Raw genomic sequence first — 15215 nt, forward strand, 5'->3', positions numbered from 1 at the left:
CGTCGCCGACGGGAGCCGTCAGGTGGCGTCCCGCTCCACCGGGCAGCTCATACAGCGCGGGCCGCCCCGCCCCCGGCCCAGCTCGCTGCCGGGGATCTCGATCACCTCGATGCCCTGCTTCCGCAGATGGGTGTTGGTCGTGACGTTCCGCTCGTAAGCGACGACCACCCCCGGCTCCACCGCGAGCACGTTGCAGCCGTCGTCCCACTGCTCGCGCTCGGCCGCGTGCACGTCCTGCGTGGCCGTCAGGACCCGGATGTCCTGGAGGCCGAGCGCCGCGGCGATCGCACTGTGCATCTGCTCCGGCGGATGGTCCGTCACCCGCAGGGACTGGCCCGCGTCCCCCGGTTCGATCGTGTACGAGCGGAGCATCCCGAGCCCCGCGTACTGCGTGAACGTGTCCTGGTCGACCATCGTCATCACCGTGTCCAGGTGCATGAACGCGCGCCGCTTCGGCATGTCGAGCGCGATGATCGTGCGCGCCGAACCCGCCGCGAACATGCCCCTGGCCAGCATCTCCACCGCCTGCGGCGTCGTCCGCTCGCTCATCCCGATGAGCACGGCACCGTTGCCGATGACGAGCACGTCCCCGCCCTCGATGGTCGACGGGTAGTCGGTCTGCCCCTCCGACCAGTGGTGGAAGCCGCCCGCCTCCGCCCCCGTGAACAGGGGATGGTGCTTGTAGATCGCCTCGAAGTGCACGGTCTCGCGCTGCCGGGCCGGCCAGCGCATCGCGTTGATCGAGACGCCGTCGTAGATCCAGGCCGAGGTGTCCCGGGTGAAGATGTGGTTCGGCAGCGGGCCGAGGACGAAGTCGTCCAGGTCCATGGCGTGGAAACGGACCGAGGTCGGCTCCCGGTGCGCCGCCAGGAACTCCCGCTTCGTCATCCCGCCGACGAGCACCTCCGCCAGCGCGCCCGCGTCCAGCGAGTCGAACGCGTCCCGGAGATGGTCGGCGGCGAGCGGCCCGTACTCCTTCTCGTCGAAGACCCGGTCGAGCACCAGCGCGCGTGCGGCGGGGACGTCGAGGGACTGGCTCAGGAGATCCCCGAAGAGGTGCACCTCCACGCCCCGGTCGCGCAGTACGTCAGCGAACCCGTCGTGCTCCTGCCGGGCCCTGCGCACCCAGAGCACGTCGTCGAAGAGCAGGGCGTCCTTGTTGGTCGGGGTGAGCCGCTTCAGCTCCAGATCGGGCCGGTGGAGGATGACGCGGCGCAGCCGCCCGGTCTCGGAATCGACGTGGAATCCCATGCGCCCATCCTGACGGAGCGGGGCGCCCGTGGCCGGTGTTTCGGGACAGGCGGGGCCGGGACGCGTCGCGGGGCCGGCGACCTCGCCGCGGGGCGCGGCGACGGTCCGGGTGCCGGGCTGGGTGCCGGGCCGGGTGTCGGCGTCGGGCCGGGTGCCGGGCCGGGTGCCAGTGCCGACGTCGGTCCGGGTGCTGGTGCTGGGGCCGGGGCCGCGGCCCCGGCCGGTCAGCCGAACCATTGCCGTACGGCGACCAGCAGGAGGATCGCCGCCACCATGCCGCCGATCAGCAGCCCGGCGCGGCGCAGGAAGCGACGGGTGTAGCCGTTGCCCGGATCGTCCGGGAGGCCGGTGACGGCCCCGGGTGCGGACGGCGGCCCCGGGCGGCGCGCCGTACGGGGCACGCCGTACGCGTCCTTGAGAAGGGTGAGCCAGACGGCTTCCGGCAGTCCGGGGCGCTCGTCGTCGACGATCAGCCAGAAGGTCTCCCGGGCGGACGGCACCGGGCTCGTACGGAGCCGGGCGAGCAGCTCCCCCACGGTGCCCACCGGGGCGTCGCCGCGGGCGAGGAGCGGGCGGACCGCCCAGCGGTGCAGCTCGGCGGCGTTGGCCGCGCGCTGCTCCTCCGACGGGTCGGACGGGTCCGCGGACGCGCCCGACGGTGCCACGGCCCAGAACTCCTGGCCGATGGCCACCTCGCACAGCTCCCGGCGCAGCGGATGCTCCCAGGACGGCAGACGCCGGGCGGCCTCGCCGAGGAGGAGGGTGAGGACCACGTACGCCTGCGGGCGGCGCAGCGAATCCAGCAGCTCGCGGTTGCCGCCGCGCTCGACGAGCTCGCGCGCCTCGTCCACGGTGCGCGCGGCGGGCAGCTTGTGCAGGAGGCCGGTCTCGGCCTCCCGCTCCCGCCCACGGCCCCGCACGGCGGCCCAGGCCCGGCCCGAGGCCGTCCCCGGACCGGTCCACGCGGGCGCGACGAGGGGGAGAACGGGGCGGGGGTACGCGTCGGCACCCGCTGCTTGGGACGGGCGGGTGCCGGACTCGGCGGGCGACTTGGAGAGATCGGGGCGGGGCGGGGCGACGTCGGCGGTCCGGGTCCGGTCCGGCGTCGAGGGGTCGGCGGGGCGATCGAGGTGGGCGGAGGGGTCGGGACGGGGCTCGCGGTCGGCCGCGTCGCGGCTGTAGCGGGCGGGCTCCGGGGTCGGGTGCGGCACCCGGGGCGGAGCGGGGTGACGATCCGCCGAGGCTGCGCGACCGTACGGGTCGGGCTCAGGCGTCGGGTGGGAGGGGTGGTACGGCTCGGGGTCGGGGTCGGGTTCCGGTCGAGGCGAACGGCGGTACGAGGCGGGCTCGGGCGCCGGGCGGGACGTGCCGTACGAGTCCTGCTCAGGCGCCGGGCGCGGCGGGCGGTACTGCTCGGGCTCAGGCTCCGGTCGGGGCGGCGGGCGGTGCGCGTCCGGCTCAGGCGTCGGGCGCGGTGGGCGGTGCGCGTCCGGCTCAGACGTTGGGCGCGGTGGGCGGTACGCGTCCGGCTCAGGGGTCGGGCGCGGTGGGCGGTACGCGTCCGGCTCAGGCGTCGGGCGCGGCGGGCGGTGCGGAGTGGGTTCGGGGGTCGCGTGGGGCGGGTCCGTTCGGTGGGGCGGTCGGGTCGGCGGGGCGGCCCCGGGACCGGCCGGCGCCGCAGGCTCCCGCTCCGGCCGGTCGTCCGGACGGAACCACTCCTCGGGGCTCTCGTACGGACCGGGGCGGCCCGCTCCTCGGCGGTCTCCCCCGGCGGGTGCCGCGTCACCGGTCTCCGGGCGGTCGGCCGTGGCGTCGCCGGCCGTCGACGGGCGGTCATCGGCGGTCCTGCCCCCGAGGCTCCATCCCCGCTTCCGGCCCGGAGCCCTCCGGGTCTCCGGGGCGGACGGCGCCTCGGCGCGGGGTTCCACCGGGGCCGGGGGCCACGAGGCCCGGCTCGTGGCCCCCGGCGCGGGCGCGTACCCGCCGGGACGGCGGCCGTCGAGGACGTCAAGGGCCCGCACGGCCGTCTCCAGGAGTGAGGCGCCGCGGGCGGAGGAGGCGCCGTGGAGGGCACTGCCGACCGCGTACTCCCGCCCCTCCCCCTCCGCGACGCCCCTCAGGTGGTGGCGGACGAGCCGGGCCGCGATCTCCTCCGCCCGGTCGCCGACGCGCTCGCGCGGATCGACACGGCGCCGGTCGGTGTTGCGGCTCGCCGCGCCCGACCACCGGCCGACGAACACGAAGCGGAGCGCGGTGAGTTCGACGGTGTCGTGGGTGGCGAAGGTCCACCGGCGGCCGGTGAGCTCGCCGAACATGCTGTGCAGCCCCCAGAGCACGCGGCCCGCGGTGTCCCCGCGTTCGTCCAGGACGGTGAAGCGCTCGTCCTGGTGGCGCAGCAACTCCGCGACCATTCCGGTGAGTTCCTCGGCGGCCTGCTCCAAGCCGCTGTCGAGTTCCCACTGCCCGCGCCCGGTCGCGGGGACGAGGACCCGTTCCGGGATCACCGGCAGCTGCCCGCGCACCCGGGCGCCGTCCATGGCCGCGCCCTCCCAGTTCCAGGCGTGGAGCCCGAGGCAGGTGGCGGGTCCGAGGAGTCCTGGCGCGCCGACCAGGGCGTGGCAGAGCACGGACGTCCCGCCGTCGGCGTCGGTGAACGGCGTGCGGTGGATCAGCATCACCTCCGAGCGCCGCTGGAGCCGGATCAGCGCGGGCCGGGTCTCCTCGCCGCTGGCGCGCAGCACGGGCCCGGACATCCGGAAGAGGTTCTCAGCCTCCTCGCGGGGCCCGGACCAGGCCACCGGTCCGAAGCCGGTGCTGCCGGTGAGGTTCTCGCTGTCCCACCGGAACACGATCTGGTCGACCTCGTTCTCCGACCGTGTCATCGGTCGATCCCCTCCATAGGTCCCGCGGGTTCCGCCCCGGGCAACAGTCCGCACAGGGCGAAGAGCGACAGCAGTGGCGCGAGGACCCGGCGCGGCCGGGCCCCGTGCGGAAATCGGTCGCCGCGCGCCTGTCCGCCGGTGGCCGCGACGAAGTGCAGGGTGCAGTCGGCGCAGTCGTCGAAGGGCTTGAGCCAGGCGGGGCTGGCCCCATGGGCCAGGAAGGCGTACGCGTCCCGGCTCTCGGCCCGTACCGCGGCGGGGTCGTAACGGCCCGGCAGGGCACGGCCGAGCCAGCGGTCGACGACCGGTTCGAAGCGCACCAGGTCGCTCTTGTTGACGGCGAGCGCGGCGGGGGCGGCGACGAGTCCGCCGCGCTGCCGGGGGATCCGGTTGAGCACGGTGGCGAAGGCCTCGTCGCCGAGCTCGCGCAGTCGCAGTCCGCTCTGTTCCCGTACCGGTTCGAGCGAGGACAGGCGGAGGGCGCGCAGCGGGTCGAGGACGAAGATGAAGGCGTCGACGCCCATGAGGAAGCGGCCGACCTCGCTGTCCTGCGCGAGGTCCTCGCCCGCGAGGTCGAAGAAGACGACGGGCCGGGGTGTGGCGCCGCCCGCCGAGACGAGCAGGCCGTCGGCGAACCGGGCGAACGTCTGCTGCCCGGTGCGGCCCAACTGCCTCCCCTGCTGCAGGCTTTGGACCCGCTCGCGCAGATAGGCGCGGTGCGCCTCGGGGTTGAGCGGCAGGCATTTCAGTCCGTACGGTTCGAGGCCGCCGAGTTCGACCTCGCCCAGCATGGCGGCGAGCAGATGGGTCTTGCCGACGGAGGAGCTGCCGACGAGGGCGATGGAGAGCGGCTCGCCGTTGACGAGGTAGGGCAGCGGCAGTTCGTGACTCTCGTCGCCGTCCACCGTGTGCGGGCACAGGTGGTACGCCTTGCGCAGGGCGTCCGCGATGTGGGCGGGCCGGCGGTCGGCCCTGAGGTCCAGCGGGATGCGGTTGCCCTTGGCGTCGATGGTGACGAGCAGGCGTTCGTCGTACTCGACGGGGAGCAGGCAGTGCGGGCACATCCGGCTGCGGGACGGCGGCGCCTGGAGGAGTTCGGAGGGCGGCGCGGCCGCGCGCGGCGGTTCGGCGGCGCGGGGGGCGCCGTGGCGGGGCGCGGGGGCGCGGGGGGCTTCGCCGCCGCCGAAGATCTTGCTCATCAGGGAGGGGCGCGACGGGCGCGGGTCCCGCGCGGGAGCCTCGGGTGCCTCGGCGGCCGGACCCGCGCCCGGCCGGCTCCTCCCGGTCAGTGCGCGCTTCCGGGCGAGCTGGGCGTCGTACTGGGCGCGGAACGGTTCGAGCACATCGACCGCGTCGGCCCCGGACGCGAGCGGGTCGGGCACGTACAGGAGCCTCAACAGCTCGGCGGGCTCCGGTCGTTCCGTCGCGTTCGGGGAGAAGAGACCGCTGTGCTGGAGGGCGGCGAGGCGCCGGTAGTCGGCGAGGTCCGCGGGCGGCCCCTCCCCGCGGTCGGGGCGGCCGGAGAGCAGGTAGTAGGCGAGTTCGGCGACGGACCACAGGTCGTCGCGCGGGTCGACGGTGCCGCGCCCCGCGCGCTGCTCGGGCGACGCCCAGGGAGCCGCCCCGAAGGGTTCGCGCGCCTCTCCCGCGCGCAGCGCCGCGTACGGTTCGCAGAGCCGCACCCGGGCGCCGTCCCACCGGACGTTCTCGGGCGTGATCGCCCGGTGGACGAGGCCGAGGTCCCCCAGGAGGCGTACGGCCATGGCGAGTTGGCCGGTGATCCGCTCCTGGTCCTCGGCGCCGAGCCGCCCCGCCCAGTCGGAGAGGGGACGCCCGCTCGGCGGCCGGTAGAGCACGAAGGGTTCGGCGGCGGTCAGGTCGAAGCCGACGATCCGGGTGAGGACGCCGACGAACCTGTCGCCGCCGTACCGCCGTTCGAGGGCGACGGAGGCGGCCACCTCCCGCTCCAGGAGGCCGTACGCCCGGGGGTCGCCCTGCGCGGACGAGGCGAGCCGGTACTGGACGACGGGCACGCCACCGGCCCCCAGGACCGCCCGGCGCGCGAGGAACCCGGGGCGTCCGGGGGGCCGGTGGTCCTCCCCGTACCGCACGACGAAGCGGCTCTGCGCCTCCCTGGGGGTGAGGAACTCCAGTTCCTGGTAGTACGGGTGGGGCGGCGGGCTCGGTTCGCTCAGGTGGTCGGGGTGGTCCGGGCCGATGGGTCGGCTCGGACCGGTGCCCTGGCCGCGGTCGCCCTGGCCCGCGGCGTGGTTCCGGTCCTCGGGACGGTCCGGGTCGCGCTGGTCGTTCGGATGGTTCGGGTCGGTCACGGTTCTCCCGCCTCCTCGGCGCGGACGGTGTGCACGACGTCCGCGCGCAGTGGTACGAGGCGGAGGATTCCGGCGTGGCGTCCCGCACCGGTCCATACGACGTCCTCGGCGATGCCCCGCCAGATGTCGTCGCCCGCGGCCCCGCGCCGCATCGCCTCCGGTACGAACCGGACCTGCCGGGCGGCGAGCGGGTCGTGGGAGAGCAGTCGCATGTGCTCGGGGCCGCAGAGCGCGACCGTGCGGGCGGGGTCGTCCTCGGCCAGGACCAGCCGGGCCACCGCGTCCGGGGCGACGCCGGTGAGGCGGGCGGCGTCGGGCCGGTCGGAACGGTCGGTGAAGGCGGCGAGGCCGGAGAGCGCGTCCTGGTCGCGGAGGCCTTCGTAGCGGGGCGGCGGCGAGGCGGCGACGTCGCGCTCCAGACGCACCCGGGTGTCGTCCAGGAGCTCCGCGATGCGCTCCTCGTGGACCGAGGGCACCACGGCCCCGGGGTCACGCTCGACGCCCGCCCAGCACCGGTCGAGGATCAGGAGGGTCCCGGCGACCAGGTCACCGACGAGCGTGTCGACGAGCAGGGGTCCGCCGTCGCCGTACCGTCGCTCCAGCCACGCGGGCGCGGGGCCGGACTCGGGGCCGGCTCCCGGTCCGGCCCATGCCGCCCCGCCGCCGGCGGCGGGGTCCCGGTCGGAGGGCGCGGTCGACCTGTACGGCCCTGAGGGCCCGGCCGGCGCGGAAGGTCCGAACGGGTCGGAGGCGCCGAACGCCTCGGAGGGCCCGAAGGGATCGGAGGCGTACGGAGACCCGTCCGCCGGCGGGGCGGGGGGCCGTAGCGGCGACGGGACCTCCTCGTCCATGTCCGACCAGACGTCGTCCGCGCCGCCGTCCCCCCAGTCCTCCCAGCTCCACGACGAGGTGCCGCCGTCCGGCTCCGGCGGCCCGGCGGACTCCCTCCGGGGCCCCCGCTCCGCCGGGTCGGCCGAGTCGGCCGACGGCACGTACGCGTACCCCGGCCCCTGCGGGTGGGACGGACCCCGGCCGTGCGCGTCGGCCGTGTCCGCGAGGCCCCGGAGCAGCCGGGCCACCGCGCCCGCGCCCGCCGAGCAGTGGTGCCGCACCTCGGCGAAGAGCCAGTCGTGCACGGCGGTCGTGACCACCAGGCCCTGGACCTCGCGCAGGATCCGCCAGGCGTCCTCCGGGTCCGCCCGAACCCACCAGTCGTCCACGGCCCTGCTCCAGTCGCGGAGCGCGAGGAGGAAGACCGCCGTCAGGGAGGCCGCGAGGGCCACCGCCCCCGCCCACGGCGGCAGGCCGAGGAACTGGCCGAGACCCGCCCCGACGAGACCGCCGAGCACCCCGCCGAAGAGCCGGGGCGCCGCCCCCGTGGCACCTCCTCCGTCGATCCGCCCGTCCGGTGAACGGTTCGGCCTGCGCCTCAGCATCAGATGGGCGAGCCCGGCGGCGAGCACGCCGACGGCCGGACCGAGGACCCATCCGAGGACCGGCCAGACGCCCGCGAGCAGGGCCAGGAGGCCGGTCACGGCGAAGGCGACCGGCCGCGAACCGCCGGCCGTGAACGGGTACCGGCCGCCGAGCCGGCGCAGCCGCTCCGGCCCGCAGATCGCCTCCAGCCGGGCGAGCCGGGAGGCGCTGCCGACGGGCGCGGTGCGCGCGGAGAGCGCGGAGAGCCGGGCCGCCACGGAGCGCAACGGCAGCCCCTTGCCGATCAGTTCGTGGGTGTGGTCGCGCAGGGCGGGGACGATTCCGGCGCGCGAGATCTCCCGAGGCATCTCGGGCAGTTCGATGCCCCGGTCCCGCAGCACTCCCCGGTGCTCCACGGTGAGCCTGCTGCCGCCCGCGGCGGCGAACGCGTCCGCCACGGCGATCCGGAACCGTTCCAGCTCCCCCGCCACCCGCTCGATGTCCCCCGGCAGATCGACCGTACGGCCGACCCCCGTGAGGAGTCCGGCCGCGCCCCGCACCCGGTGGTAGCCGTCGACGGCGTCCTGGACGGCCTCGTCGCAGGTGGCGAGCCGGAGCCCCGCCCGGCCCTGGGCGGGCAGCCAGCGGTGGTCGGCCAGCGACCGCGGCAGGCTCTCGTCGAGGAGCAGCGCGAGCGCGGGCGGCACCTGCTCGGCCGACGCGGTGCCGGCCGGGACCTCCGGGCCGGTGAGCCCCTCCACCGCCTGCCGCCAGGCGCGGGCCCGCGCCTCGTCGGTGAGGTCGTGCTCCAGGACGCGCACGGCGGGCACGGCGACGCCGTGCACCACCTCGCCGAGTGCGCGCAGCACCGCGTCGAAGACCTCGGGGGTGGACAGGACGTCGACGAGCGGACGCAGCACCGCCTCCGCCGGGACGTCTTCCTCCGTCGTGTCGAAGAGCCACAGGACGCCGGCGGCGGGCGGGCGGAGGGTGAGGGTGCGGCGTACGGTCCGCTCGCCCCGGACCCCGACGGCCAGGCAGACGATGTGGGCGGGCCCGTAGGAGGAGAGCCGCTCGTACAGCAGCTGGTGGGAGACGAGCCGGTCGGCCTCGTCGAGGACGAGGAAACGGCGCTCGCCGCCGGGCTGCGGGGCGTCGAGGGCGGCCCGTACGACGGCGTCGGCGTCGTACGCCCCCGCCGTCCGCAGGTCGAGGCAGACGGCGTGGCCGGGCAACGGCCGTTCGGGGAGGACGCGCGCGCTCACTCCGCCTCCCGGGACCGGTCGCGGTGGTGGGGCCCGTCGTCGAAGTCGGCACCGAAGTCGGGTTCGACGACGGGACCGAAGTCGGGCTCGGGTTCCCTCTCCCAGTCCTCCCAGTCCTCCTCGAAGGCGGAGCTGGGCCGGGGCGGCGGCGCCGCGGGGCGCGGGCCGGGGGCGTCTCCGTTCCCGTACGCGGTACGGGGATCGGGCACGGCGCCGGTCCCGTACCCGGTCCGGGGCTCGTCGTCGTAACCGGCGCGGGGCTCGTTCCGGTACCCGGTCCGGGGCTCGTTCCGGTACCCGGTCCGGGGCTCGTTGTCGTACCCGGCGCGTGGGGCGCTCTCGTACGCGGCGCGCGGGCCGCTCTCGTACGCGGGACGGGCGCCGTTCTCGTACGAACGGGGTCGTCCCGCCCCCTGCGGGCCGCCCCTCTGCCCCTGGCCTTGGCCCTGGCTCTGCCCCTGGCCCTGGCTCTGGCCCGGCACCGTTCCGGCGCGTGGCGCGTGGCGTTCGTACAGTGCCCGCAGGCTCGACCGGGTCGCCCGGGCCGACCTCGGGAAGCGCATGTCGAGGGCGCCGGGGAAGGTGACCTCCCAGAAGTGGCGCAACGGGGCGAGCCATTCGATCTCGGATTCGCCGTACTCCCCGTACTCCGCGACGAGCCGGTCGATCAGGGCGAGCTGGCGCGGCGCGACCTGCTCCACGAAGTGCGAGAAGAGCGGCGACGGCGGCGCCGGGACCTGCGCGAGCCCCTTGGGAAGCGCCTGCATGAGGCGTTCGCAGAACTGCTCGATGATCTGCCCCTCGTCGAGCAGCGCCCACCGCTCGTACGCGCGCAGCAGCCCCGCCCAGCTGGTGAGCGAGCCGTCGAAGTCCTCCAGACGCAGGGACATGGCCGCGGACTCGCCGTCCTGCAGCCGGATGCGGACGCGGTGGGGCGAGCCGGCGGGGCCCTCGGTGTCGATGTGCCCGTTCCACATGGCGCAGAGCAGCCGGTGCAGGATGCGTTGCCGGTCGTGCTCGGTGGAGACCAGCCAGTCGTCCTCGTAACCGAGCCGCTGGCGCCAGTGCAGGAAGTCGTCCTCACCGGCCGAGTCGCGGGCCTCGGACCAGAGGCTGAGGACGTTGCGGACCTCCGAGATGTCGGTGAGGTTCATGCCGCTGCGGAAGAAGACGACGGTGATGGAGTCGGTGTCGCCGGCCCGGCTCTCCGGGGTCACCCGGGAGGGCAGGTTGAGTGCCTGCTCCAGGTACTCGCGGGCGCGGCCGTCGGACTCGCTCGCCGGGTGCACGATGAGGATCTTGAGCGGTCCGCTGCCGTCCGGGACGAAGCCCACCGGGATGAGCCCGGCGAGACGGGAGCGGAACTGGTCGAGCCAGCGCGGGTCGACCTTCGCCTCGGCGGTCTCGTCGCCCGCGGCGGCCCGGAGCAGCAGTTCCATGGAGGGCAGCAGGGGGCGTGCGAAGGCGTCCTCGTTGGCCTCGCCGAAGAGCCGCTTGACCCGCCGTTCGACGACCTGCTTGATCTCCTTCACCGCCGCTCCGGACGATCGGCGGACCGCGTCGAGGGCCCTCCTCCAGTCCTCGGGGCCGACGATCCGGCCGAGCAGGTTGGCGGCGTCGGAGGACTCGGGCAGGCCTTCGCTCTGGGCGAGCCGGTCGATGACGTCGTCGTAGAAGGCGCGCAGGGTGTTCTGCGGGGGCAGCAGATAGGCGATGCCGGCGCGGTCGTCGCGGTAGAGGTCGCGTCGGCTGTCGGCGAAGGCCTTGCCCTCGTCCTGCTCGTGGTCGCGGAGCGCCTTGACGAGTTCGGCGACCTCGGAGCTCGCCTTGTTCAGGGAGGGCCGCCACTGGGCCTCGCCGTTCTGCCAGCCGTGGTGCCAGAGGGTGCGGGCCCGCCACTGGTACCAGGCCTGCTGGGCGGCGAGCGCGTCCTGGACGTCGGGGTCGCTCCACCGGGCCGGCACGACTCCGCCGACGGGGCCCTTGATCGGGGGGATGTTGGGGGCGGCGGTGTGGACGTTCGGGGGGCGTTCGGGTTCGTTCCGCCGGTTGTCGATCATTCCGGTGAAGCCTTCCCTCGCCACCCGGTCGGGGTGGCCGGGCAGGCCCGTCAGGATGACCTTGATCTGGAACGGGTCCATGGCGCCGAGGAGTTCGCGGACTCCCGCACTCGGCCGGAAGTCCTCGGTGAGGCGCGGGATCTCGCGGGCGAGACCGGTGTCGAGGCGGCGCAGGGCCTCCTCCATGTCCCCGAGCCGGTTCCGCAGTTCCTGGGTGATCCTCGTCTTCCCCCGGGGGAGCTGCTCGGGCAGGGGGACGTCCTGGGCGTCGCGGGTCCAGAGGCGGCCGATGCCGGAGCGGTTGAACAGCTCCCTGACGTGGTTCTGTCCCTCCCGGTCGGGGCGCCGGGCCCGCTCGGTCATGCCGCGTACGGCCTGGGCGAGGAGCCGGGCGGCGACGATCTCGGCGAGGTCGTCGACGGGGACGGTGAGCGCGGCGGCGAGGCTGGTCGACATGCCCCGGTAGCCGATGCCGGTACGGGCCGGGGTGGAGCGTTCCACGCTCTTGTTGATGAAGCTGGCGGCGAAGGACTGGTAGTCCTCCTCCGCGCGGGTCGCCGAACCATTGTCCTGGCCGAGGTCGGTGCCGATCAGCGACATCACCATGGCGGCGATGGAGCGCCGCAGGTCCTCGCTGTTGATGACGGAGGGCTTGGAGAAGAGGAAGGCGGTCTGCATGGTGGCGGGACGCAGCGCGACGACACCGTCGCCGGGGTACGTGACGCTGAGCCGCCCGCGGTCCTCCACGTCGCCGACCTGGTCGACGGCGTCGGGCACGTTCTGGTCGTCGACGAGCCGCGAGAGGTCCACGAGGGCGCGGGCGGAGTTGAGTTCGGCCTCGCGTCCGCCGCCTGCCTCGGGCGGGAAGGCGGAGGGCATGACGACGAGCGGGTAGATCTTCACCCCGGGCACCCGGGCGTTGCGGAACTCGTGCCCGATGAGGTGGATGAAGTCGTAGAAGATGCCGGCCCCGGTGCCGCCAGCGACGGAGAAGGCGACGAACACGTCGCAGCCCCGGATCTTGCCGCCACCGACCCGCCGCAGGTCGCCCGCGGCCTGTCCGATGGACCCGATCGCCTCGCGGAGCTGCCGCAGGACGGGTTCGAGCCCGGAGCGGAGGGTCGCGAAGAGCGCGGAGCGTCCGACGGTCGGCAGCTGCCCCGCCCCGTTGTTCAGCGGGGCGACGCGCGGCTCACGGGCCTTCGGCGGCAGCCAGAGCCGGGTCTCCTCGGGGACGGAGACGCGCAGCATGCGCGTCACCTCGGGCGAGGAGTCGAAGTCGGTGGGCAGCAGGTCGCGGACGATCCGCGAGGTGCGGGCGAAGGCGGCGCCCTCGGCGCCCTTCGCCTTGAACTGCGGGTAGTTGAGCAGCTCGGCCTCGCTGAAGTCGGCGTAGACGAACTGCAGGCAGTCGGGCAGCTGGAAGGGCATGCGGCGGCCGCCGTCGACCAGGTCGGTGCCGTCGGGGCCGCACAGCTCCCGGCGCAGACTGCGTTCGAGTTCGGTGCCGATGCGTCCGCCGGTGCCGCCGAGGCCGACGAAGAGCATGGGCTGATAGATCTTCATGTCGTTCTCCTCGATGACCCGTTCAGAAGAGGTGGTCGCTGTCGGCGCTCGCGCCGGGTGAGCCGTCCGCGTCCGTTCCGGTGAGGCGGCCGGAACCCGCGCCCGCGTCGCCCGCGCCGCCGCCGCCGGCTCCGCCGCCGGTACGGCGAGGGGGGCGGAACCGCGGTGTGCTCCGGCCGCCGGCCGGGGCCGGGCGGCCGCCCCGTACGACCAGCTCGTGGTCGCCGAGCCCGGCGGGCTCGCCGGGCCGCACGGGGACCTGCGCGCCGCCGCGGGGGCGCAGCAGCAGCTCGCCCGCGCCGGTGCGGCGCAGCACATGGGCGGAGGAGCCGCCGCCGGGGACGCGGCGCAGGGTGGCGGGCGCCCCGTACGGTTCGTCGACGGCGAAGGCGAAGGCACCGCCGGGGCTCTGCCCGCGGCGGACGGTCAGCGAGTCGAGCGACCGTCCGTCCTGGCAGAGTTCGAGCGTGACGCCGGTGAGGTCGCGACGGCGGCGCCGGAAGGAGAGCCGGATGCCGACGAAGGTGCCCACGAGGAGGACCACGACGGCCCCGCCGGTCACGGCCTTCCACCAGCGTTCCCACCAGGTCGGCGGCTCCACCACCCGGACGTTCAGGAGCGCGCCGCGCAGGGTGCGGTCGCCGTCCGCGGTGTCCACGACGGTGACCTGGCCGCCGAGCGCGCCGTAGGGCGTGTTCTTGCCGACCGTGACGGTGAAGGGGATCCGGGTGCTGCCGTTCGGCGGGGCCGTGACGGTCGCCGGGGCGACGCCGAGTTCGGCGCCCGGGGTCTGGTCCGCGAGTGCCAGCCGCAGGGTGTGCGGCGCGGAGTCGTTGTTGGTGACGTCGAGGGTGCCCCGGACGGTGGCCCCGGGGTGCACGGTGTCGCTGTCGACGGTGAGGGCGGCGGTCACCAGCGGCGCGCCCTCGGCGACGACGGCGTGCAGCGGGCGCCGGTCGGAGGTGATCCCGGGCGCCTCCATGCGGGTGACGAGCTCCAGGGCGCCGGTGGCGCCCGCGGGGACGGTGAGCGTGCCGGTGAACCGGACGTCGCCGGCCTTGGCGTCGGGGGCCTTGCCGTCGTCGGCGAGCCGGAAGGTGACGGGTTCGAAGCCCTCGCCGCTCAGGTCGGCCGCGACCGAGAGGTCGGCCAGCTGGCGCGGGTCGGTGATGACGACCCCGCGCCGGGTCTGCATCTGCACCTCGACCTTGACCTGCTCGCCGGCGCGCGGGGACGCCGGGTCGAGGACGACGGCGGAGCGCAGCCGGCCCTGCCAGATCGCCCGGACGGCGACCTCCCGGTCCCCGTGGCCGGGCGGCGCCTCGATGTGCACCCGCCAGGGGCCGGGCAGCGGGTTCTTCACCCGCAGCGCCTCGACCGGGCCGTTCTCGCCGCTGACCTCGAAGGAGGAGCCGTCGAACTCGCCCCGGACGGGGACCTTGCGGCCGGCCGGGTCGTAGTAGGTGACCCGCACCTTCGGGTCGTGCTTGGCGACCGTGAGGGAGCCGTCGGTGGCGATCGGCGGGATGGTGACGGTGAGGTCGGCGGGCGGCTTGCCCGCGGTGCCGTGGGCGATCCGGGCGCAGCGGGCGGCGGCGAAGGTCTCCTGGAGCGCCTTGTCGATCTCGGCGGAGGTGTCGACGACCCGCATGCGCGGGGCGGAGCCGGGGATCTCGGAGCAGGCGCCGCGGTAGCCGCCCTCGGCCATCGCGGTGAGGCCGGCGCGGTCGAGCTCGCTGCCGAAGCCGAGGGGCCAGATCTGGACGCCGGCCGCCCGGGCGCGGGCGAGTTCCTCGACGAGCCGCTTCGCCCCGTTGGACTGGCGGCTCTCCCGGTCGGTGCCGTACTCGGGGCTGTCGGCGACGTCGAGCTTGCCGTCGGTGAGCAGGAACACGACCTTGGGGGTGCCGGGCTTCCCGGTCCCGGTGCCGGGTCCGGCCGCGGCTCCCGTGAGGCGGGTGACGGCCTGCCGGATCGCGGCCGGGAAGTCGGTTCCGGGGCCCATCCGGGCGGTGTCGCGGCGCCCCAGTTCCTGGACGCAGTGGCTGAGTTCCTCACGGCCCGCCGCGTCGGCGACGGTGAGCTGGCACACCTCGCGTACGGGCGACTGGCCGCGCTTCTCCGAGCTGCCGAAGCCGATGACGGCGGCTCGGGAGCGCTCCGATATCTCGCCCTGGACGAGCAGCGCCGCCGCCTCGGTCTCGCGTGCCAGGTCCTTGTCGGCGAGGCTCGCCGACTGGTCGACGACGACCGCGAAGTCGATGGGATCGGGCCCTTCCGCGGGGTCGGCGGGCGCGGCGGGTGCTGCGGGAGCGGTACGGGGGACCGTCCGCGCCCCGGAGACACCGGGCGCGCCCGATGCGGTGGTCGCCGCGAGCGGGCCGGCGAGCGCGAGGAGCGCTCCGGCGAGGAGCAGGGCGCTCCCCTTGTTGGTCCACTGCATGT

At 75.3% G+C, this 15215-nt stretch carries 6 protein-coding genes; all 6 read right to left on the reverse strand.

The genetic code is table 11. The features are described from left to right. Window positions 1-18: 18 nt before the first annotated feature. The 6 genes from ACFQ79_RS09440 to ACFQ79_RS09465 all read right to left on the reverse strand — a co-directional run bounded on the left by ACFQ79_RS09440 (window position 19) and on the right by ACFQ79_RS09465 (window position 15213). Window positions 19-1251: an arginine deiminase gene (locus ACFQ79_RS09440; RefSeq protein ID WP_383580775.1), complete on the reverse strand. Its 1233-nt coding sequence runs from the start codon at window positions 1249-1251 to the stop codon at window positions 19-21. A 224-nt stretch (window positions 1252-1475) separates the two neighbouring features. Continuing rightward, entirely contained in the window at window positions 1476-4133 is a 2658-nt protein-coding gene (locus ACFQ79_RS09445; protein ID WP_383580686.1) for a hypothetical protein, read from the reverse strand. Beyond that, window positions 4130-6463 carry a hypothetical protein gene (locus ACFQ79_RS09450; protein WP_383580689.1) on the reverse strand — a complete coding sequence of 778 codons (2334 nt, stop codon included), beginning with the start codon at window positions 6461-6463 and terminating at the stop codon, window positions 4130-4132. Before ACFQ79_RS09450 ends, ACFQ79_RS09445 begins: the two co-directional genes overlap by 4 nt. Further along, entirely contained in the window at window positions 6460-9144 is a 2685-nt protein-coding gene (locus tag ACFQ79_RS09455) for a hypothetical protein (protein ID WP_383580691.1), read from the reverse strand. Before ACFQ79_RS09455 ends, ACFQ79_RS09450 begins: the two co-directional genes overlap by 4 nt. Further along, window positions 9141-12770, reverse strand: coding sequence for a tubulin-like doman-containing protein (locus ACFQ79_RS09460; protein ID WP_383580693.1), 3630 nt, complete (start codon window positions 12768-12770; stop codon window positions 9141-9143). The genes ACFQ79_RS09455 and ACFQ79_RS09460 overlap by 4 nt, the downstream gene beginning before the upstream one ends. Window positions 12771-12792: 22 nt before the next feature. Beyond that, the gene (locus ACFQ79_RS09465) at window positions 12793-15213 is read right to left on the reverse strand and encodes a VWA domain-containing protein (RefSeq protein ID WP_383580695.1); all 2421 of its coding nucleotides are present in this window, start codon (window positions 15211-15213) and stop codon (window positions 12793-12795) included. Between the last annotated feature and the right edge of the window lie 2 nt (window positions 15214-15215).

The organism is Streptomyces sp. NPDC056480 (genome assembly GCF_042795405.1).
Taxonomy (GTDB): domain Bacteria; phylum Actinomycetota; class Actinomycetes; order Streptomycetales; family Streptomycetaceae; genus Streptomyces.

Bases quoted from the DNA above. Each gene is read 5' to 3' on its own strand.
- ACFQ79_RS09440 (WP_383580775.1), bottom strand. From the start codon at position 1,251: ATGGGATTCCACGTCGATTCCGAGACCGGGCGGCTGCGCCGCGTCATC.
- ACFQ79_RS09445 (WP_383580686.1), bottom strand. From the start codon at position 4,133: ATGACACGGTCGGAGAACGAGGTCGACCAGATCGTGTTCCGGTGGGAC.
- ACFQ79_RS09460 (WP_383580693.1), bottom strand. From the start codon at position 12,770: ATGAAGATCTATCAGCCCATGCTCTTCGTCGGCCTCGGCGGCACCGGC.
- ACFQ79_RS09465 (WP_383580695.1), bottom strand. From the start codon at position 15,213: ATGCAGTGGACCAACAAGGGGAGCGCCCTGCTCCTCGCCGGAGCGCTC.